The 20,961-nt window shown below is 43.9% G+C and carries 22 protein-coding genes and 4 pseudogenes; 11 read left to right on the top strand and 15 right to left on the bottom strand.

The genetic code is table 11. The features are described from left to right. Positions 1 to 21: 21 nt before the first annotated feature. The 6 genes and pseudogenes from mobV to JCM17102_RS16950 form a co-directional block, all read right to left on the bottom strand. Complete coding sequence (mobV, locus tag JCM17102_RS16975) at positions 22 to 1,479, bottom strand: MobV family relaxase (protein ID WP_004301236.1); 1,458 nt, start codon at positions 1,477 to 1,479, stop codon at positions 22 to 24. 218 nt (positions 1,480 to 1,697) lie between these two features. Further along, the gene (locus JCM17102_RS16970) at positions 1,698 to 2,543 is read right to left on the bottom strand and encodes a helix-turn-helix domain-containing protein (RefSeq protein WP_004320581.1); all 846 of its coding nucleotides are present in this window, start codon (positions 2,541 to 2,543) and stop codon (positions 1,698 to 1,700) included. Then, positions 2,533 to 3,122: pseudogene (locus tag JCM17102_RS28100) on the bottom strand (hypothetical protein). Before JCM17102_RS28100 ends, JCM17102_RS16970 begins: the two are co-directional and overlap by 11 nt. Beyond that, positions 3,113 to 3,514: a hypothetical protein gene (locus JCM17102_RS16960; RefSeq protein WP_004301227.1), complete on the bottom strand. Its 402-nt coding sequence runs from the start codon at positions 3,512 to 3,514 to the stop codon at positions 3,113 to 3,115. The pseudogene JCM17102_RS28100 and the gene JCM17102_RS16960 overlap by 10 nt, the downstream one beginning before the upstream one ends. After that, complete coding sequence (locus tag JCM17102_RS16955; RefSeq protein WP_005680025.1) at positions 3,511 to 3,957, bottom strand: hypothetical protein; 447 nt, start codon at positions 3,955 to 3,957, stop codon at positions 3,511 to 3,513. Before JCM17102_RS16955 ends, JCM17102_RS16960 begins: the two co-directional genes overlap by 4 nt. Before the next feature lie 27 nt (positions 3,958 to 3,984). Further along, a complete protein-coding gene (locus JCM17102_RS16950; RefSeq protein ID WP_004301222.1) occupies positions 3,985 to 5,034 on the bottom strand; it encodes a hypothetical protein in 1,050 nt (349 codons plus the stop codon). 238 nt (positions 5,035 to 5,272) lie between these two features. Between JCM17102_RS16950 and JCM17102_RS16940 the strand changes: the two genes are divergently transcribed. Next, complete coding sequence (locus JCM17102_RS16940) at positions 5,273 to 5,884, top strand: recombinase family protein (protein ID WP_004301218.1); 612 nt, start codon at positions 5,273 to 5,275, stop codon at positions 5,882 to 5,884. A gap of 262 nt (positions 5,885 to 6,146) precedes the next feature. Then, positions 6,147 to 6,440 (top strand): HU family DNA-binding protein, encoded by a 294-nt coding sequence (locus tag JCM17102_RS16935; protein ID WP_256596129.1) that lies wholly within the window; start codon positions 6,147 to 6,149, stop codon positions 6,438 to 6,440. 87 nt (positions 6,441 to 6,527) lie between these two features. Here JCM17102_RS16935 and JCM17102_RS16930 read toward each other — a convergent pair whose 3' ends face one another. Next, positions 6,528 to 6,908, bottom strand: a complete 381-nt coding sequence (locus tag JCM17102_RS16930) for a single-stranded DNA-binding protein (RefSeq protein WP_004301211.1) — start codon at positions 6,906 to 6,908, stop codon at positions 6,528 to 6,530. Between the two features lie 104 nt (positions 6,909 to 7,012). Between JCM17102_RS16930 and JCM17102_RS30730 the strand changes: the two genes are divergently transcribed. Together JCM17102_RS30730 and JCM17102_RS30975 are read left to right on the top strand one after the other, a co-directional pair. After that, the gene (locus tag JCM17102_RS30730; protein ID WP_159106352.1) at positions 7,013 to 7,153 is read left to right on the top strand and encodes a hypothetical protein; all 141 of its coding nucleotides are present in this window, start codon (positions 7,013 to 7,015) and stop codon (positions 7,151 to 7,153) included. A gap of 59 nt (positions 7,154 to 7,212) precedes the next feature. Continuing rightward, positions 7,213 to 7,527, top strand: coding sequence for a hypothetical protein (locus JCM17102_RS30975; protein WP_004301209.1), 315 nt, complete (start codon positions 7,213 to 7,215; stop codon positions 7,525 to 7,527). 61 nt (positions 7,528 to 7,588) lie between these two features. Here JCM17102_RS30975 and JCM17102_RS16920 read toward each other — a convergent pair whose 3' ends face one another. Genes JCM17102_RS16920 through JCM17102_RS16905 form a run of 4 tightly spaced genes read right to left on the bottom strand, consistent with a single transcriptional unit; the run spans position 7,589 to position 8,689 of the window. Beyond that, positions 7,589 to 7,846, bottom strand: coding sequence for a DUF8466 domain-containing protein (locus tag JCM17102_RS16920; RefSeq protein ID WP_004301208.1), 258 nt, complete (start codon positions 7,844 to 7,846; stop codon positions 7,589 to 7,591). Between the two features lie 16 nt (positions 7,847 to 7,862). Further along, complete coding sequence (locus tag JCM17102_RS16915) at positions 7,863 to 8,189, bottom strand: hypothetical protein (protein WP_004301207.1); 327 nt, start codon at positions 8,187 to 8,189, stop codon at positions 7,863 to 7,865. A gap of 11 nt (positions 8,190 to 8,200) precedes the next feature. Beyond that, positions 8,201 to 8,377 (bottom strand): hypothetical protein, encoded by a 177-nt coding sequence (locus JCM17102_RS16910; protein WP_004301206.1) that lies wholly within the window; start codon positions 8,375 to 8,377, stop codon positions 8,201 to 8,203. An 18-nt stretch (positions 8,378 to 8,395) separates the two neighbouring features. After that, a complete protein-coding gene (locus tag JCM17102_RS16905; protein WP_004301205.1) occupies positions 8,396 to 8,689 on the bottom strand; it encodes a hypothetical protein in 294 nt (97 codons plus the stop codon). A 71-nt stretch (positions 8,690 to 8,760) separates the two neighbouring features. Here JCM17102_RS16905 and JCM17102_RS31870 point away from each other — a divergent pair, with 71 nt between their 5' ends. Beyond that, the gene (locus JCM17102_RS31870) at positions 8,761 to 8,889 is read left to right on the top strand and encodes a hypothetical protein (protein ID WP_004301204.1); all 129 of its coding nucleotides are present in this window, start codon (positions 8,761 to 8,763) and stop codon (positions 8,887 to 8,889) included. Between the two features lie 926 nt (positions 8,890 to 9,815). Here the strand turns inward: JCM17102_RS31870 and JCM17102_RS30415 are convergent. Next, positions 9,816 to 10,019, bottom strand: a pseudogene (locus JCM17102_RS30415) (tyrosine-type recombinase/integrase); the annotation flags it as partial. 285 nt (positions 10,020 to 10,304) lie between these two features. Here JCM17102_RS30415 and JCM17102_RS29885 point away from each other — a divergent pair. Then, positions 10,305 to 11,155 (top strand): annotated as a pseudogene (locus JCM17102_RS29885) (phage integrase SAM-like domain-containing protein); the annotation flags it as partial. Here JCM17102_RS29885 and JCM17102_RS16895 read toward each other — a convergent pair. From JCM17102_RS16895 to JCM17102_RS29160, 3 genes are all read right to left on the bottom strand, one after another. Then, the gene (locus tag JCM17102_RS16895) at positions 11,074 to 11,532 is read right to left on the bottom strand and encodes a fimbrillin family protein (protein ID WP_025076020.1); all 459 of its coding nucleotides are present in this window, start codon (positions 11,530 to 11,532) and stop codon (positions 11,074 to 11,076) included. The pseudogene JCM17102_RS29885 and the gene JCM17102_RS16895 overlap by 82 nt on opposite strands. A gap of 179 nt (positions 11,533 to 11,711) precedes the next feature. Then, positions 11,712 to 12,695 carry a hypothetical protein gene (locus tag JCM17102_RS29165; protein ID WP_025076019.1) on the bottom strand — a complete coding sequence of 328 codons (984 nt, stop codon included), beginning with the start codon at positions 12,693 to 12,695 and terminating at the stop codon, positions 11,712 to 11,714. Positions 12,696 to 12,729: 34 nt separating this feature from the next. Further along, positions 12,730 to 13,464: an Ig-like domain-containing protein gene (locus JCM17102_RS29160; RefSeq protein ID WP_051572976.1), complete on the bottom strand. Its 735-nt coding sequence runs from the start codon at positions 13,462 to 13,464 to the stop codon at positions 12,730 to 12,732. A gap of 2,094 nt (positions 13,465 to 15,558) precedes the next feature. Here JCM17102_RS29160 and JCM17102_RS16875 point away from each other — a divergent pair. The 5 genes and pseudogenes from JCM17102_RS16875 to JCM17102_RS31865 all read left to right on the top strand — a co-directional run bounded on the left by JCM17102_RS16875 (position 15,559) and on the right by JCM17102_RS31865 (position 20,298). Then, a complete protein-coding gene (locus JCM17102_RS16875; protein WP_025076016.1) occupies positions 15,559 to 16,377 on the top strand; it encodes an SEL1-like repeat protein in 819 nt (272 codons plus the stop codon). Positions 16,378 to 16,394: 17 nt separating this feature from the next. Then, a complete protein-coding gene (locus JCM17102_RS16870; RefSeq protein ID WP_245798570.1) occupies positions 16,395 to 17,291 on the top strand; it encodes a BT4734/BF3469 family protein in 897 nt (298 codons plus the stop codon). Positions 17,292 to 17,415: 124 nt separating this feature from the next. Further along, a pseudogene (locus JCM17102_RS28095) lies at positions 17,416 to 17,987 on the top strand (hypothetical protein). A 371-nt stretch (positions 17,988 to 18,358) separates the two neighbouring features. Beyond that, a complete protein-coding gene (locus JCM17102_RS28090; RefSeq protein ID WP_275564413.1) occupies positions 18,359 to 19,939 on the top strand; it encodes a DEAD/DEAH box helicase family protein in 1,581 nt (526 codons plus the stop codon). After that, positions 19,891 to 20,298: a hypothetical protein gene (locus JCM17102_RS31865; RefSeq protein ID WP_275564412.1), complete on the top strand. Its 408-nt coding sequence runs from the start codon at positions 19,891 to 19,893 to the stop codon at positions 20,296 to 20,298. Before JCM17102_RS28090 ends, JCM17102_RS31865 begins: the two co-directional genes overlap by 49 nt. Positions 20,299 to 20,961: the final 663 nt, after the last annotated feature.

The following is a 20,961-nucleotide window of genomic DNA, read 5'->3' as shown; positions in this document are numbered from 1 at the left end:
TTGTAATAAGGCGTACGCCACTTACCGTTTGGGTTTCTTGCCAATGGCCGGGCGCATCATGCGGCTCGCCATCCTCATGCAGCGGAGTGCCCATGCACGGTTGTCCTCGTCCTCGTCGCGTCCCCATTTCAGGTCGCTGCCGCCACCTCCGCCGCCACGAGTTTCGGCAAAAGTGGTGGCATCATCGACCATACCGAGAAACAGCATCGTCGCGCAGTGCATCACGTCTGTACCTTGTTCCGCTATGGACTGGACGAGCGAGCCGTCGAACAGTTGCCGTTCCGCCACGTCCATCTGTGCCGATACGTTCCTATACTCGCCGACCACATTTTCCAGCAGGACATCCTTGAGCAACGTGTCCACTTTGGAATGTACATCATGGGAGTATTTGTAGGCTTCCTCCTTGAGTTCCCCGGTACGTTCCTCAATGGCATCCATGTTCTCTTTCAGCTCGGCAAGCTGCCGGTCAGCCGTCTGTAACTTCTCCTGCTTATCTGCCAGTTGCCTGTTGATTCCGGCCAGTTCTTTTTCCAGACTTTTCACTTGTGCGGCTAATTGTTCAGCATCACCCTTGTTCGCTTTCAAATCCTGTTCGGCTGCCGATAGCAGGGCCTCTTTTTCGGCTTTCGACTTCTCAAGGTTATCGACCATTGTCGTAAGCCCCTTGACCCTGCGCTCTGCCAGACGGATGTCCGATTGGAGGTCAGCCAGAACTTTTTGATGACGGCTGATATTTTCCTCGATGGTCGTACATTCTTCCGATAGCATACGGCGGTATTCTTCGGTAGTCCTGTGCCGTGCGCCTGTTTCGGATATGCTTGTTCCTCTCGACATTCCCCACCTTGTATTGACTTCGGTGAAAAAGTCGGTATGAAGCTGTTTCATCCTTGCGCTGTATTCAAACTTGTCCTTACCGGCGAATATTTCCTTGTACGCAAAGCGACCGTCTTTGATTGGCAGGAGCGTACAGTGGACGTGCGGATTCAATTCGTCAAGGTGTACGATGAATGCGGCGATGTTCTGCTCGCCATATTTGCCACTCACGAATGAATAGACGTCTTTCGCCCAGCGTTCAATATCGCTTTCTCTTTTGATATGGATATTGTCCGCATCTTTCTCGAAATCCACTTTCTGCGTGCCGAATGCGAGTTCGTGCATCCGCTTACGGGAACCGCCGAAAATGAAGTTCACCACCGTGCGGTACTTCGGTTCTGCCAGTCCTTCGTTGGGGTCTTTGATTCCACGCCTCTCCAATATGTCCGCCATCCGTTCGGGAATGTTGCGGCTCGTGTCGATGGGACGTACCTTGCCTCCGGGTGCAATCTCGAAGTTCAGGTGTTTGCGTGTGGGGTCGTAATTCCCCTTATTCATAGCGTACTTTTCCGCCCTTTCACTGCGATCACGCAAGTGTTCGTTACTTTGGGCTGTGGTGATGCCTTTCGACACCTTCACATCAAGTACCTGTTTTTGATCTGCCATACTCTTTTCGTGTTGTTTCGGACAATCCGTCCTGTCCCAGCTTGCTGCTTGCCCGGACAGCCTCCCGACGGTCGATAGACGGTCGGGGTATTAGGCTCCCCCTTCCCTTTGTTTCGTGGCAGACGGGCAAGCCCGTGTGCCTCCTATAACCGGCAGGATGACCGTTAAGGGATGGAGGCGGATTGTTCGCGTTATACAATCTGTTTTCGACTCCCGGTTCAATCCACCATCGCCTGTGCCTTCGCCAGAAGCGATAAAAAGGGTTTGCGAAGCGATTTGAGGCGTTCTTGGTCTTCGTCCATGTCGAAGTCCGTCACTGATGCCTCGGTGTCGAGAATCAGCCCGGCGAGGTCTTTGGCGGACTCGATGAAAGCTGCCCATTCTTCGCCGAGGTCAAGCCGGAAGAAATCCACAAGCGGCGAACTGTCATCGAATCTCGACTTGTGCAGGATTTTTTGCAGGGCGGCGTGGGCGATGCAGCACAGGGCTGTTTCACGATGTTCCGTGACCAAAGTGCCGGAATGTGCGGAGGTCGTGATGGAATGGGTGTCCGAACAGTGTCCGGCGTCACGGTCGGCAATTTCAGCCTTTGCCAGACTTACGAGTTGTCCACACATTACGCCAGTTTCGGCAGCGGTCGTTTTGCCGATTACCCAATCGGACAATACCTCACGGAGCTGTCCGGCAAAGTCCGGCTGCTCCTGTGCATCGCGGGGCTGTGCTGCCTGACCGGATTGTACGGTCATGGTAATGACCACGCTTTTGGGAAGCTGGATGCGGGTCAGCAAGCCGAATGCCTCCATTGCACTCAAAAAAGAACGGACGGTAGCCCTGTGCCAATGCCACTCCGATGCGAGGTCGGAAACGGTCAGGTAGCACTGGTTGGGTTGCAGCACGTAGTCCTTCTTTCTTAAAAACGGGGAAACGAAACCTGCCAGTGATTTGTCCAACAGGTCACAGTACGCTTCGGTGCGTGTCTTGCGTTCATCCCCTTTCTCCTTGAGATATTCGAATACCTCCCTGTCTGCCAATATGGAAACAGGTATCTTTTGGTTATTTTTCATTTTCATTCGGTTTTAATGATTCATATTGTGCGGATATGTCAGTGTTGCCGCTGTCCGCTTCATGCGGCAGATTTGCGTGATGATTGTCGTGATAGGATTCTGACAGCATTCCGGGATGCTTTGCCCATCCGGAAAGTGTCCCCGTGTCCTTGCATTCGGACATGACCCGAACGGAGGGATAGAACAGGGCTGCCAGAAGAAGATAGGTAATGGTTATCGCCAAGGTGTACAGATGCGCACAAAGCCGATGACCAGTGCGACCGATGCGAGTGTGACAAATGCACCGGGGCGGTCAAGCAACCTGCGTAACCAGTTGTCCGTCCATCGGAACGAGAACATTGCGGCACAGACACCGGTAGAGAGTAGGATTCCAAACTCACCCATATGTCCACAGGCATATACATAATGGAAAAGAAGCAGGCATATCAGCCATACTTGCACATACAGTTTACGGGCGTTGCCGCTTCGTGCCATTGCCATGTAAAAGGGTGTCATGAACCGCTTGTTGTTCTTGTACAATGACATTGATACCCCGAAAGGTATCGCGCAGAAAATGAGTAGCAGGATATTCAGTAACATAAGTAATAGGGCTTTTCGGGTATGGGAGTGGGGCGCACAATGAGTTCCAACTGGACAATACCGTATGTCGCCAGTCGGATAAGGGTTTCGGCATCCTTGGGCGAAAAGTACATGGCCGCTTTCTTGATGCGCTGCTTGAATGTACTGTCTTGCTTTCGGTAGATGGCCAAAGCCTTGTCCAGTTCGTGTTCGGGAATAGTCCATGTCGTACCCTCGGCGTGTATGCCGTTCGTCTTGAAGGCACGCAGCACCAATGTACGGGAAACGAGGTAATCGGTGCGGTCGGTTCTTGAGATGATATGCTCCTTGTAGAGATTGTCATCGGCAACCTCTATCCACGTCCGGTAGGTGTTGATGCAATAGACCATCTGTCGGTATAAACTTTCTCTCATATGAAATTCATCAGCACGTCGGACTTGTCTTTCTTGTATTTCAGGAACCCGCTTTTGGAGTGAAGTTCCAAATCGAGGCATAGGTCCCCGTACATCTGCTCCAAAGAATCATAGATGGTAACAAGGATGCTGTTTACATTACCCTCCGTATCAGTCTTGGCGTTCATCTTGAACATCTGTCCGAAAGCGGGATTCGAGTATGCACAAGTGCTATGACCGAATTTTTCCGTCCGCATCGGGATATGGTGGTAAAGCGTGATCAACTCCATGTCGTCCTCGAACATATCCATTACTTCGTCCAGTTCGTAAGGGGTGCGCAACGGAAACGTAAGCAGCACATAGTCGCCGTAGAACTGCGGTTCTTCCATCGTCGTCACATCGAGCAACTGCGGAAGTTGCAGGGGGACGAATGCCATGAAGTCATTATAAAAATGTCGTAACATATTCATATATTTTTCTGTTGTCATATTTTACAGCGTGTGTATGAATGCTTCCATCAGCATTCCGGGCAGCTCGTCCAAGCGGTTGTCTCCTGGGTGCAGCATCCTGCCCAACTCTCTGAAAGCGTCGGGTGTCTGCGAGGCAAGCATATCGAGTTGCTCTCTTTCTTCGGCTGAAAGCAACGCCAAGCAGAAACCGTCCAACGACGAATAAGGCTGGAGAAGCATCCAGATGTAGGCTTGTGCCTGTGCCGGTGTCTTGACTTTTTGATTGCAGATGTCGTCGATACAGGTTCGGACATTCTGAATCAGCCTGCGGTTGGTGCGCATGGCCAAATAAATCATGGCATTGCGATAGGTGATGTCGTTCCGTTCGGCGGCAAGAAATACCTGTGCGCAGCATCGTTCCGTGTCATGCGTGATGTCGGAAAGATTCTCGCCGTCGAAATCAGGCAGACGTGAAAGGAATGCCCGGTACACAGCATCCTCCTTTTCGATAAAGGTCGTCAGGTCTGCCATACAATGAATACCGTAATCAATCGTTTCAGCAAGGGTAGCTCGATAAGTGGCAAGAATATGTTGTCGGTTTCTCTGACTGACGGGCTGGTTATCCAATGAGGCAAAGAACGGCCGGATTGTTTCAGCCACACGATGCAACTCTTTGTCTTCAAGATGCGGCGAGATTTGTTCTTTTACCCACAGTATATCCTTATAAGTGCGTGTTTGAGACAGCACCATCCGTGAAAATTCCATGCGGATGGAATCATGTATCTGTTCACACTCTTCTCTTACAGTGGAATGAAGCCGGCCAAGCGTATCACATTCGAGATACAGGAATACGGAATCCCTCAATGTTTGCCATTGCTTGAGGTGTCCGGTCAATTCTTTAATGGAGAGTCTTTTCTGCCTGCGTATGTCAGACAGGTATTCCCTGTATGTTCCGGCAGGGTCATTCTTGGCTTTCGCCAATCGTTTGCCATTGCCGTTGTCGCATGACGCGCATAGGAATACGGCAATCGAAACGGCAATTATTTTGGCAAAGATTATCGGCTGTTTTAAGTTCGATTTTGATGTTTTCATACTATATTATTTCGTACTATTTAGTGCAAAACTATATATTATTTTTGATACTTCGCATCCGAAAAACCGTATTTTGCGCATTTTTTAATATCGTACTTAATAGTATGATTACCAATGAAAACAAGTGAAGATAAAAACATGAAAAATGTACGATTTTCGTTTTTTAATATAGTATGATTCAGATACTCGAATAAAACTTGTATATTTGCACTTGTTATCATGAATATTGTATATTGATATGGCAAAAGTCGGTTATATATTCGAGGCGAATTCCTACGATGCGTTTGATGCGGATAAGGAATGGATGCGCCAGTACGGGTGTGTACAAGTGGTTGAAGAATCGGTCGGACACGAGACGCTCAGACCGAGATGGAAACAACTGATGTCGAATCTTGAAAGAGGCGACGAATTGGTGGTGTCAAAATTCAGCAATGCCGTGCGTGGTTTACGGGAACTATCGGCATTGATCGAGCTATGCCGCATCAAGGTCGTGCGTATTATCTCCATTCACGATAAAATTGACACCGACAACAAATTGTTTCCGGACACGACACCGGCGGAAGTATTGGCCATGTTCGGGGCATTACCGGAGGAAGTGGCTGTTTTGCGGAAGTCGTCAGATAAGATTATACGCCTGCAGCAGAGTATCAGTATTCCGATTACCAAAAAAAGTATGAGTAAAACTGAACGGGACAAAAAAATCGTGGATATGTATAACAATGGGTATTCAATCCGTGATATTTGGAAAGAGAGCGGTGTCCGGAGTAAAAGCACCGTGTACAGCATTCTCAATAAATACAAGGTTCAGCTTAACCGAACACCGGGACGCGTGCCGGGCATCCGGAAATAGAACTTATAAATCAAATATGGATATTGAAAATCAGTAGATTACTTGCGTAATTCATTATTTTTTCGTATCTTTAAGTTGGATATAACTATAAAAAATAAGACCTATGGGAGATATTATAATTTTATTGTTGGTATTTTTGGTAGTGGGCAGGCTCTTGAGGGCGTCTTCGGCGGATTCAGTAAAAGCAGTTTTCGGGATGACAAATAAGTTTGGATTGTTATAACAGGCGGATATTTGTTAATTTTGCACCGTATTCATTAAAATCAAGAACAATATGACAAAAGCGGAAATTGTCGCTCAGATCTCACGGCAGAGCGGAATTGAGAAAACGGTTGTGATGACTGTGGTGGAATCATTCATGGAAAATGTAAAAGAGTCGATGGTTGCGGGAAACGAGGTGTTCTTGCGCGGCTTCGGCAGCTTTGTTATAAAACGGAGAGCTGAAAAGACGGCCCGGAACATTTCGAAGAATACGACAATTAAAATTCCCGCTCACAACATCCCTGCATTCAAACCTGCCAAAGCATTTCTGAATGCGGTAAAAGAGAACAAGTAGAGTATAAAAGTACAGATGGTGCAACAACACCGTAATGAGTAAAACAAAAGCGACCCAAAGGCCGCTTTTGTCGTGATAAGGCAAGGATTATTTCTTGCCTTTTTTCGCTGGTTTGGCCGGCTTTTCAGGAGTCTCCTCCTTCTCGACGGGCGGATAGAACTTGACGGCGACTATCACGATACGGTTGTGTTTCACACCGCTTTGGTCGCTCCATTCTTCGGGCTTGAAATACCCCTCGACGGTCAGCATCGTACCCTTGGTCAGTTGGTCGAACGACCCGGTGTTCTCGTTTTTACGCCACGCCTCAAAATTCATAAAGGCGGAAACGCGTTTGGATTCCTCGCCATTATTCTCCAGTCGGCTTACTGCCAGAGGGAAACGTGCTACACTTGCGTTGGTGAACTGACGGATTTCTGCATCCTTTCCTACGAAACCGGTTACTACGAAATTGTTTTCAATCTTTTTCATAATGAATTGTTTTTAGAAGTTATTAAATCAATTTTACGCTGCCTCAAAAAGTAGGTGCAGTTAAGGGAATGCACCAAGGCCGGACGCATCAATACTCTTTATTTTTGTCCGTAGGCAAAACCAGAAGGCTCGATAAAGGAAGATTGTACGGCTGTGCCATTGGTCAAGACTTCCAAAGTCGTTCCCGTCTGCATACTATCTTTGCATCGGAAAATGATGATGACTTCGGCGGAAAACTATTCTGAAAATGAGCGGAAAGCCGTAGTTGCAGGGGAAGTGAAAGAGCAATCCGTCCACCGGCACAATGGTGCGCGTTTCGGCTGTAAGTCCGCAGAATCGGCAGGGATTTTCGTGTAATTCGGTCGGACTGAATAGAGGTGGCTACAAACAGAACACTGAACTGACAACAGGTGGCGATACCGCAGAAGGGAATATCAACGAAGTGGCGACAAAAGGCGGAACGGGGTATCGGGGTGCTGCCATGTTCCCGTCCGGCAGAAAGAATAGGGGACAAAAGGGAAAAAGGAAAGAACCCTGCTTTTCGGAAAAGCGGACGGCAGCTTTTCACGAATGGCTGGTTTTTACAAAAGGATATGGCGCAGCCAAAAGAGAGAGATAGATGTAAAAAAGGGAATGCGGCGTGGCAGGAATGGAAGATTATCCCGTTCCTGCCTGTATCATCAAAATTCTGCCATGATTACCCGATGCTCGAAAATCTTTTTTTGATTACTGGGACGTCTTTGGCAGACCCATAGGTGATGCTTGCCATAGCCGAAGACGAAATAATCATCAAGACGTGTTTTTTCTTGTAGGCGTTCCATGCCGGTACGCAGTTCCGTTTCATCGGTTGAGAAAAGAATCGTGTTGATGATACGGAAGTAGAGTTCTGTTACCTCGTCACAATAAGGACAAAAGCTATGCTCAATCGTTGCTTTCATGTTTCTTTGATTTTAATTATACTTCTACTACGTCTTCTATTCGACCATACAAGACAGAGCGCAACGCAGTCTTGTCAATGGCGCAATACTCGGTGATATGTCCGTGCTGTTTCACGAAATATCGTTTGAGAACATCGGAGAAATCAAAGAAGTAGCCCATCAATGCGATACCTCTTTTGAAATGGATGCACTCTTTCACGTTTCGGGTAATCCAGTTCTTGTCTTCACGGCTCAACTTGTCTCCGTTATCAAGTTGTTCCCGTAACTGGTAAACCCTGCAGCCTTTCAGCTTTTCTAATTCGGGTACGTCCCATTGGACGAATTTCATTGCTACCTGTTGCATCGCTCTTGGATTTAATCGTAAATAATCACTTCATCACGGTACTCGACCACCTCTTTGCCACTGCTAAGACGTACCACTATTTTATTGCCGAAGTCGCCGACAACTGTTCCCTCGGAGTAGCCTTTATAGGGGGTAAGCAGGGTGCAGTGCGCACCTATAATTTCGCTATCTTTTTCGTATTCGTACATAGTCTTGTCATTTTAGGGTTACAACTTGATATCCCATTTACCCTGTGAGAAGATTCTGAAGCTCACGTATTCGTCTGCAAATTCGTAGGACAGAATTTTGATATAAGTTTTGTCTTTGGCTTCCAACGAAGCTATCAGCCTGTCGATTTCTTCTTCCGGATAAACCCAACGAGAGGTAAACTCCGCATCCACGCTATCGCTGTGTCTATTGACAAAGCCGTCAAAAGTGTCATCCAAGAATGCCTCTATCTTGTCGAGGTCTGCTTTGTTTTCCGTCCTTGCGTAGAAAATGTTTGTTGCATAGTTTGCCATAATCCTAAGTTTTAAGTTTTTTATTTTCCCTCTTTTAGCATTTCAGCTACTTTCGGGCTTGATTGAAAATTATGTCGCCTCAAAAGGTGTTATGGCTCTTTATGCAGGGTTTCACGACCAAATACGACCTCTGCAAAGCGGAGCGTGGAGATTTTGTCGGGAACCGTCAGGCTGTGACCTTGAATACAAGAAAGACATGACAAGTACCTTTGCGACACAATTCTCATCAGGCAGACCGAAAGTTGGGATGCGAGGATAAAATGCCTATGGCAGAAGTTACGATAAAAGGAACTTCCGTAAAATTGGGATGCAGCGAAAAAAGAAAATATCGGTGCGATTATCTTCTCTTTTGACTGTGAATATAAAAGTAAGGGGGAGAACTTCGGTAAAGGTTTAGTTTAGTCTATTAGCTTATATATATGCTAAACTAAAGTAAACTAAATATAGGCAGATATATTGGACTGCCTGTATAGGTGTTTTGAGGGAAATGGTTACCTTTGCAAAAAACAATGTTCCTTGAAAGAAACAGAGATTTGTCCTTTTTTCTTTTGGCTGTGGTTATTCATCCATAGATGACTGCAACAATCACTCTTGGCGAGAGGATGAAAATCGTGTGAAATGACTTGGAAAAATACTCAAAGTACGAACAAGTGAAGAGAAAGAAAGGTAGTGCAAATAAAAAAACAAGAAAATATGATAATTCGTGTTTCTGTTCCTAATTTGTTCCTTGATAAAAACACATCACAATATAAATTGTTAATTTATAAGATATTAAGATGTGAAATTTTGAGATATAACTAAATTTTCCAGATTTAACCAGGTCTAATAATCCGTCAGTACAAGTTTTGCAATATGTTTAGAACTATTTCTGTTTCGTTATCGTACTTTTCTGTTTTACTATTCACAAAGAAAGACGAATTATTGGAAAACAGCAAATAAATTCCGCTATTTTGTATCATGGACTGTTTTTTTAAACACAAAAATAGAAGAAAGATACGCAAAAAAGCTGCACAGGTAGAAAGAAAATGCCACTTCAAAAGGAGACTTTGTAACTATAACATCCATACATTACCGCTTGGAATGCTTACACTGCCGCTTTTGCAGATAGTTATAATTGTTCTTTCCATCACATCGCTATTGAAATTTCATGGAACGACTGGTTAAGACGGTCACCGAACACCGTCAGGTCCTTGTCGATTTTCTCGGTGGTGATCTTACAATATTTCTGCGTAGTGACTATGTTCGTGTGTCCTAGAACCCGGCTTACACTCTCGATCGGAACGCCCTTGCTCAAAGCCAGCGTAGCGAACCCATGGCGGGCTGTATGGAATATACAAGGCGAAGCAAGCGAAAGCAAACAAGTAATGATTAAACGTAACACGTTTAAAATGAGCAATGTTTCTGTATTTTGCTAAATATGGGAAATGCAAACAGCAACAGAATATTGAGGTTGTTCAGTTACCAAACCGTTAGCCGGGCAGTTACCGAAACGAAAACAGGTAACGGTAAGCGATGAAAAGAAGTCCTCGCCGTTTTGTTTGCACTCATACACAGTGTTTTGTATATCAAGGAACGCTTATAAGGCAAGTAATTTTGCACTAAAAAGTATAAGCGTATGAAAGTAGAGATATTCAAGGTGTTGCTCTACCTCAAAAAGAGCGGACCGGACAAGTCGGGCAAAGCCCGATAATGGGAAGAATCACCGTGAACCGAAGTATGGCGCAGTTCAGTTGCAGGCTGTCCTGCATGCCGGAACTGTGGAATCCCCGTGAAAGCCGTCTGAACGGGAAGAGCAAAGAGGCGGTCAAGACCAATGCCAAGATTGAGAAATTGTTGTTGGCGGTAAATACCGCTTTTGACAATCTTGTATCCCGCAAAGTGGAATTTGACGCCGCCGATGTGAAAGACCTTTTTCAAGGCAGCATGGAAACACAGATGACCCTCATGAAAATGACGGACGTTGTCTGTGACGACCTCAAAGCCCGTATCGGCATCGACCGCGCGAAAGGTACTTATCCCGGCTATCACTATATGCGGCTGGCACTCGGAGAGTTCATCGAAACCCGATATAAAGTCAAGGATTTGGCTTTCGGGCAACTGACGGAACAGTTCATCCACGACTATCAGTCTTTCTCCACGGAAGAAAAGGGGTATGCGATAGATACCGTCCGCCACCACCTTGCCATCCTGAAGAAGATATGCCGCCTTGCCTACAAGAAGGGGTATTCCGAGAAATGCCATTTCCAACATTTCGCCCTGCCCCGGCAATCGGAAAGGACACCGCGGGCATTGAGCCGCGAATCGTTCGAGAGAATCCGTGATGTGGAAATACCAGCTTACAGAAAATCCCACATGCTGGCACGTGACCTGTTCCTGTTCGCCTGCTACACGGGCGTGTCATACGCCGATGCGGTTTCCATCACGGACGAGAACCTGTACACGGACGACAGCGGGGCATTGCTGCTGTCTTTATAGAGATACTCGGATGGCAACCCGACAGTCAGAGAGTTTCCATCCTTCACAGCCTCCGATTGATAGGGATAATATGCAAAAGCAAACTCCTCTTGGTTTGCATCCGGATTACCGGTAAATTCCGTGATACCGTTTTGGGTGCCGGCATAACTGAATTTCACGTTTTTGGTTTCTACACCGTACACACCTATTCCGTCAAGTTCCCCCCAATGCAATTGATTGTCAGCATCAACTGTCATACGGGTATTTGTACTTTCTATTCTGGCATGCAGCACACAGTTCCTTTCAAACGGTTCATTGTTTGTATGGTTGCCATCCGTACAAGAAGCCAACAACCCCAGAGATATTAGTCCTAATATTACCTTCTTCATTTCTTCGATAATTCAATCATATAATTCCCGGATGCGGTATTTAGTATATGGGCAATACAATATACCCATGACATATTTTCAACACACACAACTTTACAAAAGTAACAAAAAAACAGCGCATTTAGAAATTTTCAGTTTCTAAATACCGGATATGCCCATTCCTGTTTTTATGCAAGAAACTATTCATCTTGTACAGGTCTTATTGCACAACCAAAATGTTTAAACGGATAAGCCAAACCAGAAACAGATGAAGTATTGAGTCCCTTATTCGCTTTGTCAAAATTTAGGACGTATGGATACGGACTTGTGCCTGGTCGCATAGTACCTGTCCAATAATATCCTTTATCGCTACTATACCATGAAAGACCTATTCTGTATCCGGTAGTTGGAAGGAATATACTATTTCCATTCGGGCCTATGACTTTATATCCATAATAGCCATTCCTCTCTTCCCAAATCCATATGCAAGCGGAGATCAGTTCCTGGAATTCGCTTTGAGTGGCAACCCTCCATTTACCTCCCCATTTTACTTTAGCAACATCATATATTGTGCCACTTATTGAACTGGCTTTGGGGTAATCGCTCTCAATTTCGCTTTTCTTTATACCAGTGGGATCTCCCCATCCAATTAATCCATTAAAGTACCTTGTCATGTCGTCTTGGATGTTTTCAGGGGTCAGTGCCGCATAGTCATCATATCCCATATCTAAATTTACGTCTGCCCATTTCACACTCAAGCCTAAGTCTACCGCGTTTGCCATATCAAGACCGTACTGGCTCCAGCTTATAGTATAAAAACCGTTGCTGTCCTCAATTTCAGCAATTGTATTCGATTGTTCATTCAAATAAACCATATTGTCATATTCGCCTAATAATGTGTAGCCATTAAACGCCAATAAGATTTCATCTAATGGCAATGCCCTTTCTGGAATAACAACGACCGTATTTAATTTGCCGTTTTTAAACGCATAGGCAATAGTTTCACCTTCTGATTGATAGCATAACGTATTATCTGTATCTAACAAAACAACACAATCTGCCATCTTTGAGGCTATTTGCGTTTTAGAACTTCCCCATTCCAGGTAGGGCTTGAAAAATGAATATTGTGGAATCGCATTCTCTTCCCCTTCATCATTACATGAGGAAAAGCAGGCTAATGCCATTAAGGACAAAATGAGAAGTGTAATATTTTTCATGTCATTCATTATTTTTATTCTGTTGTTGTATAGCCTTATTCCGAAGTGCGTTCATCCTTCTTTTTGCTATCTGGAAATAATAGTCCAGTTCATTATAATCAGTGCTGTCTTGTCCATCATTGCCACTGTTCTCCCCACTGTCATCACCATTCTTTTTTACTGTTACAGTACAAGTCGCAGTAAGACCATTGCTTGCAGTTGCAGTTACTACGGCAGTGCCATATCCGTTGGCTCTGAGAACATTGTTTGAATTGACATACGCGACAGATTGATCGGATGATGACCACGCTACACTCTGATTCGCATTGGAAGGTAGAATTATAACCTCCATCTTATGGGTTTCACCATTGTTCAATTCGATATTGGCAGGACTAATCTCTATACTTGTAATTGTTGTTTCCTCAACAAATACCTTGTAATCAACATATCCGGAACGCTGATATATATATTGTCCCGTTGTTGGGTCCAACTCTCTATAATAATATTTGCAATGTATAGTAGCATATCCGCTAAATGAATTAACCGCCTCTATCTCGCAGGAGTACATAGTTGTTGAAACGATCTTAACATCATTGGGCCGAGAGGAGGTCCATGCAGGCTGTCCCGCAAGCACTTTGGTCGGTAAAACAGACGGGGAAAGTGTTTTGGTATCCCCTACTTTCATGCGAACTGTCTCTGCGCATATACTAGAAATGCTGATGATTGAAAGCAAGAATAAAACGAATATTTTTTTCATTGTTTCTATTGAATGATCGGTTATACATTATGTATTGTATCGTGGTTGTCCCTTCTTTCTTTTCCGGCAGCCATACACCTGGCATAACAAGCAGTCACAGCTTTCAATCCCGAAACATTAAGATTCACACTTACTATCGCATTCCAGCTTGAGGTTGGATGCTATTCGTACCATAGTGTTTTTGGCACCGGTTATTTTTGCTTCGTCTTGTATGGATATTGCACCTTCAATGGGGGGCTTTGTTGTTTTGTAATGCTTTTTTGATTCTCGCGAAGCCATATTACATTGTTATGATTGATTTCAAGAGTCATTCCCAATTAATCCATAGGCAATTTCTTTTATAAGGTTGACATCTTTATTTTATATATAATTTGTACAAAGGTACTAAATAGGAAGAACAACTAAAAATGCAATAGTAGATAAGGATGTACCATTCATTGCCATTTTGAGATTATATGGCATAAAAAAGCTACTATTATATATAAAAAGCGACACCCTTCCAGAGACTTTTTGTTTATACTCATAATGATATTGCCCAAGTCTGAAAAATAAATATACCCTATCCATCATCGGATAAGGCACACAGCAATTCTACTATATATATTGAAGATGTGTATTTCTGATGGTGCAAAGACTGCGTAAAAAACTGACATATCACTACTGCCGTACATTCTTCCATTGATATTATTGGAATGGGACTGGCTTATAAACATAACATCTCATCTTGTTTTTATGGGTAATTTAGGGATGTGCCTTGAGTCTACGGGAATGATATTACAGACTCACGATAATCCATAGGCACTTTTCATTCATTGCCCCTAAGATAACCGAACATTCCCCACATGTTTTCCGTTATATCCATTCAAGCCTTCCGGATAATGGTGTAATCTGTAGAGTCTGGTTCCGGTTATATATCTCTTGCCGGTAGTGTTCACTGTATTCCGGAAGGCTTTTTATTATTTTGTAGGGTGAGAAGCCAGTCCAGATTCAAGATAATGATGAAACATGCAAATAAAAAATCCCATTCCCTACCTCTCTTGGCATGGGAAATGGGAAAACAAACAAAACAAACAAGCTCCTCCGTTCTTCACAGAAAAAAGAAGCGGTCATATCTTCAAAACGAGTGGCGCCGTGTTCTCTGATCGCAATGGCAGCACCCACACATTTATCCATTGTCCATCTATTATTTTTTTTGCAAATGTAATATGATTACTCAAAATCAGATGTTAAATAGATTGAGCTATTGCAAAAATTATTCAAGATTATTGGAGACAAATATATAATATCGATACCGCCGCCGTACATTTTCCCCCACTAAGACATATCCAGTTCTCCAAATGATGGATATTCAAGTTTTTGGGGAGTAAAACCGGCGGAAGTGATATATATTTTTTATCGGTTTGTCCTTGAAAGTCATATGTATTATATCTATTTTTGCCGATGAATTATGACCTTGATAATTTGAATGTTATTCTGAAGGGGCTTTCTGTCTGTAATAGGATGGGAAGCTCCTCTTCATTTCTTGATTGGAAGATAACAAATGAAAAATTGTTACCCGGACTTTTTTGATGTACATTCTAATATATATAGAGAAGTAAAAAAATACGGGTGAAATAATGATTAAATGAGGATATAGAAGAGTAGACCGGCTTCGCAGTCTACAAAAGTGAGGAAAAAAATAAAAACATCCTTCCTTTTCTTCCACTTTGGAGGGTACGAAGTAGCCTGTCTTCTTCAATCTCTCATTAACACCTACCATAGCCCCTTCAATCAATTCCAGCGTTTTCTTTGCTCCTTGGGTTATTCCTTGTTCACACAGACCGGAAAGAATATAGAAACTGTAAACATCCCGAATCCCTTTCCAAATCTCCGGACTGTACTTACACTTTCAGTATCAACCACTCATCTTCATCTGATAACTTTACTAGGAAATCTTGACACGCCGAAATGACTGCCGGACAAATCCATTGGGCCACCATCCGCATATTCTCCCCGCTTCAACTTACACACATAAAAAACTGCCGTCTGACAAAACCCCGAAATCCTTAGATGTGTGATTTTAAAAAAATGTTCAATTTCAAAAATGAAAGAAACATGAAAAAAGAAACAAAAAGAATTTTGGAAAAGGCCCAGGCAGGTGATGCAGAGGCCCAGTATCTGACCGGTATGTATTATGAGGATAAGGGGGATGTCAATGAGGCTTTCCTATGGTATGAACGGTCGGCTACGCAGGGATTCGTATATGGAATCAACGCCGTTGCCGTGTATTACCTGAAAGGGATGGCTGTAAAGCGTGATACCGGCAAGGCAATCGCCCTTCTGGAAAGCATCGCGGAAAAGGAACCCACAGCGAAAGCCAATCTGGGCCATATATACCTGGAAGGGCAGGGATGTCCGCAGGATATAGGGAAAGGTATCGGATTACTCGGGCAGGCTGCGGATTCAGGTGACGGACTGTCGGCTTTCACAATGGGACATATACGCCTCAAAGGCCTGTTTGGGACTCCCGTAATGTACAGGGAAGCGACAGGATGGTTCGAGAAGGCCTATGAACTGGGGATATACGACAGTGTGGATTTCCTCTGTGCCCTGTATGAGGGTCTGTATTCACGGGGCATGAGGGACATCAGGAAATACAGGTTATGGTCGGATGTCAGAAAAAGCCTTGAAAAAGTTCCCTGCGCTGGTCCGGCAATGCCGTCATCCGCAAAGGGAGGCAATGTACCGGTATTCGAGGAGACAAACGGCAGACAGTACATCATCATCGGCGGGGAGAAGGCTTATGTCGATCTCCTCGTTGCTGAGACATTCCTGGTCAATCCTGATCCGAAGGCCTATACGGAAGTGGAGCATATTGACGGCGACATGTCCAACAATGCGGCTGATAATCTCAGATGGATAAAGAAGCAATAAAGTCTATGGTAAGGAATATGAAAACGACATTGACAGAAAAGATCAATTGGACAAAGTACAACCTAACTTATCCGGGGCTGGGTGATATTATACAGATGATTCGTACGGGAGACATGCAATTACATGACAATGAGTTTAGAGACTATACATTGAAGCAGGCAATAGAGCATATCAGAAGTGTAGCCCCGAGTGACATGCAGAAATGGAAAGCCAGACTCCTGCCCGCTGTTGCCTATAACGGTACATTCAGGGAACTTAACGGTGCGGGGCTGATTGAATACTCGCGTGTGACGGCATTGGATTTTGACCATATAGCAACACCGGATGAAATGATCCGGTTACGGAACAAGCTGATGATAACCGAATGTGTCCTGAGTGTTTTTGTTACACCCAGTGGAAATGGACTGAAGGCTCTGGTCTTGCATGACAATACAGATCCGGCCAGACATGGGGATTTATATGAGCAGCTACTAAACATGTTCTATGTGGCTGACAGGAATGATGCAGGCTGTAAAGACCTTGCACGCAGAAATTACCTGAGCTACGATCCGGACATATGGGTCAATCCAAATCCTGAACCGTACCCTTATGTCCCCACCATAAAGCCACAGGTACAGATGCCACAATCATCCGGGACAAGAACAGTGTCGGACAAAAGCATCATCAGCATCATGAACTCCCACTGGAAGAGGAACAATCCTGAATATTGGAAAAAAGGCAACAGGGGAAACTGCATCTTCAGGTTAGCCTGCTGGATGTGCAAATGGGGTGTTGACGAGGAATTGGCTACTGAGTATTTCATTGATGGCTGGGAAGATGACACAATGGATGAAAAGGAAATCAGAAGCCATGTGGGAAATGCCTATAAGACCGAAGAGAAGAACTTCGGAACATTGATATTTGCAATACACTGATTTAATCAACCCTTTAAAAAACAATTATGGCACTGACAAAAAGCGGGGTAACATGTATCCTTTTGTTACCCACACGTGGAATGCAATAAAAGGGATATGTTTTCATGACTGCCCCTATTGTTACATGAAAAAATTCGATGGTCTGCTTCCTATACGGTTTGACCCCAAGGAACTGGAAGTAAACCTGGGTAACGGCAATTTTATTTTCGTTGGTAGCGGAACGGATGCCTGGGCTTTCGATATACCTTCGGACTGGATTACCCGGTTCCTGGATTATTGTAACCTGTTTAATAACAACTATCTTTTCCAGTCCAAGGACCCTTCACGTTTTTTGGAGTTCATGGGTCATCCGGTAATACAGAAATCGGTTTTTTGTACGACCATTGAAACCAATATTTTCTATCCGGGCATCGTGATGAACGCTCCAGGTACCCGGGAACGTGCCCAGGCCATGCAAGAATTGGCGAGCTTGGAATGAGAACCTATGTGACCTGTGAACCTCTGATAAAATTCGACTTGCCCGAAATGGTTGAACTTGTCAGCATGTGTTCTCCTGTACAAGTCAATATCGGCAGGAACTCACGACAGGACATTACCCTTCCCGAACCGACAAGGAATGAAGTGCAGGCATTGATAACCGAACTTCAGAAATTTACCAAAGTGGTAGTCAAATCCAATGCCAAGTGCTGGATTTGAGAATGTACTGACTGATTGGAAAGATAAAGGAGATGCTGCATAAGCTCTCCTTTTTTTTATCGTGTATGCTGCCTAAAGACGTTGGCAGAGTGATATGCAGTATAATACATTATGAGTTGACCGAAGGCTAATGAATTATACATATACTACAGATTCTATTATCAATATCCACTCAGGCGGCGTGAGTACAACAAACGAAAGAGAAGAAAATATCAACTTTTTTTCTTAAAATTGGGATTATCACTTATATACAATAGATTTCATAAAAGAAAAAAGTGATGCGTTCCGTTTACTCATCAATGTGTAAAAAAGGTATATAAAAAAGTTCAAACCTTTATATATGAAATGAGTATAAACAAAATAACACAATTATGAATAATGATATAAATAAGATAACACATATCGATATGCCGAAAGGATGCAGGTATATGAGTGATGACGACAGACTTCTGAATGGTATGTTACCTTTGGACGGTAAGTTTATCCTGAACAAGACCGTAACCGGATGTGGGGGTACATCCCTGTTTCTCAATTCCGATTTGCAAATAGTGATAATCTCGCCACGCATCCAAGTATTGAAAGAGAAACACAGTCAGTATCCGGAAACCTTTCTCTTCCACATTCCTTTATGTAATAACCGGGGAAATGCGATACAAGAAAAAATGAGTGATTTGAATACATATTTGAGTTATCATCATGGTAATTTCCCGTTCGGTCAGCAGTCAAGCCCCGCCAAGATACTGGTTACACTGGATTCATCGGACAAGGTTCTTTCTGTGCTTGAATCATGGGGGATGACAGATGCCTTCCTCTTTGTGGTTGACGAGTTCCAGTGTCTTATGGGTGATGCCACATTCAAGGGAAGTACGGACATGAATTTTCTCGTTTCTCTTGACAACAGGGTGGGACGTATCTGTTATCTGTCTGCAACCCCTATTCCCGATATATTCTTGGATCATATCCCCCAATTATCAGGAATTCCATACTATAAACTGGAATGGGATCCGGATGTGATTGAAGAACCCACGTTGAAGGAAGTGATGATGAAGAAAGGTGAGAGTGCCGAAAAACTATGTAACCGACTGATACAACGTTATAGGGAGAACGGTTATTTTGAAAGAAAGGTAGTGCAGGGAAATATTGTCTGTTCCCGTGAAGCCTGTATCTTTCTCAATGAAGTCAGGTCCATCAGGAATATTATCAGGCAAAACAACCTGAAACCGGAAGAGGTTACGATATTATGTTCGGAGAGCAAGGCCTCAGATTTACCGAAAGGTTACACGACAGGAGGACTGTGTATTGACAGGAATAACCCGAGAAACAAGCCTTTCACCTTCTGCACAAAAGCATCATTCGAGGGTGTTGACTTCTACTCGGACAATGCCAGCACCTATATCTTCATCAATGCGGGTCGGGAATGCCAGACACTTGACATTATGCTTGACATCCCACAGATTCTCGGCAGACAGAGGCTTGACATAAATCCGTTCCGGCATGATGCCACGATATATTACAAGACCAGGCCTGAAATAATGTCGGAGGAGGAGTTCAGACAGAAACAGGAAGCGATGAACCGGAAATCGGACAATATTCTTAATACGTTCAACAATGCCCCGGAAGATACCAAAAACTTGTTGGTTGAACTGTACCGGGACAAGGCGTTAGAGAACAGGTTTGTGGACGATTATATTGACCTCATCCAGAAGAACGGGTATACGACAATCGGTTTCAACTATCTTGTAATGGTGGCGAAATGGAACCAGTGGTATCAACGAAACTACTATTACAGTAACTCCTGCCAACTCCTGACCAGTATTCAGTCTGTGGTAGGTATGCGACAGAAACCGGAAGAGGTGAAACAGTTCGAGCAGTGGTATTACAAGGCTCCCGACAAGGATAGCTTTTGGGATATGCCGATTTTAGAAACCGATACCCACAGTATTACCCTCTAATCCTGCAAAACCCGTTCATCGATCTGAAATATCACGACTGGTACGACAAACTGGGCTACCGGACATTATACAGTCTGGATTTTCATGAGGCTGATGCGGAGAGGACCTATGACAACCAATGTGCGCAGGAACCGATAAGGGAGGCTTGCAGGCAGGAGTTCGTTCCCGGCATGCTTTATTCCAAACAGGAGGTAAAGGCCAAGTTACAGAAGATATACGACAACTTGGGACTTTCCGGGAAAACAGCCAAGGCAACAGAACTGAAACTGTATCTTCCGTCATGGAAAAACAGAGGACAAATGACAGGGGCAGGAAAGTGTATTTTATCAAGATACTGGAAGCATAGACAAATAATATGACAGTACGTCCATGGATAGGACGGTACTGTTTTTTTCTTGGCGACCATATGCTGACATTCCATCTGTCCAGTCAAGGGAAGCAAGGGGATTAAAATCACATTACCCATGTATCACATAAATGATGATATGCAAGGGTCAACTGAAAGCCTATTGTACCATATGTTACTGTAATTAATAATAATACTCACTCAAGCGGCGTGAGCCTACATCTGACGAAGAAGAGAATAGTATATAATTTCAGATCAACTTTTTTTGCTGGAATGAGGGAAATTACTTATAAATGATATGTTTCAAAGGAAAAAAAAATGATTGATAGCGTTCCGTTTACCCTTTCAATGATGATTTGGAAACTGGAAAAATTGATAATACGGAAAAAGTGTATTATTGCCAAACTTGTCACTTATTCTTCCGGCTGTATATTCCCCAAAAGGCAGCAAGAGAATTGGGATCTTATTCATTCTAGCCAAGGTATGATTGCTATAAATGAAGATATAGCAAATCGGACAATGCAATCTTTCTGTATAACCGAATCACTGTCGGATGAGTTGACAGAATGCATCATTTTTTTTCTCTATAAAACCTATTCTATTTAAGTAATAATCCCAATTTTAGGAAAAAAAGTTGATTTTGGGATATAATATATTTTCTCTTTCGTTTGTTGTA

Source organism: Bacteroides faecichinchillae JCM 17102 (genome assembly GCF_000614145.1).
Classification (GTDB): Bacteria; Bacteroidota; Bacteroidia; order Bacteroidales; family Bacteroidaceae; genus Bacteroides; species Bacteroides faecichinchillae.
Note: the sequence above shows the minus strand (reverse complement) of the source record. Positions and strands in the feature narration are given on the sequence as shown.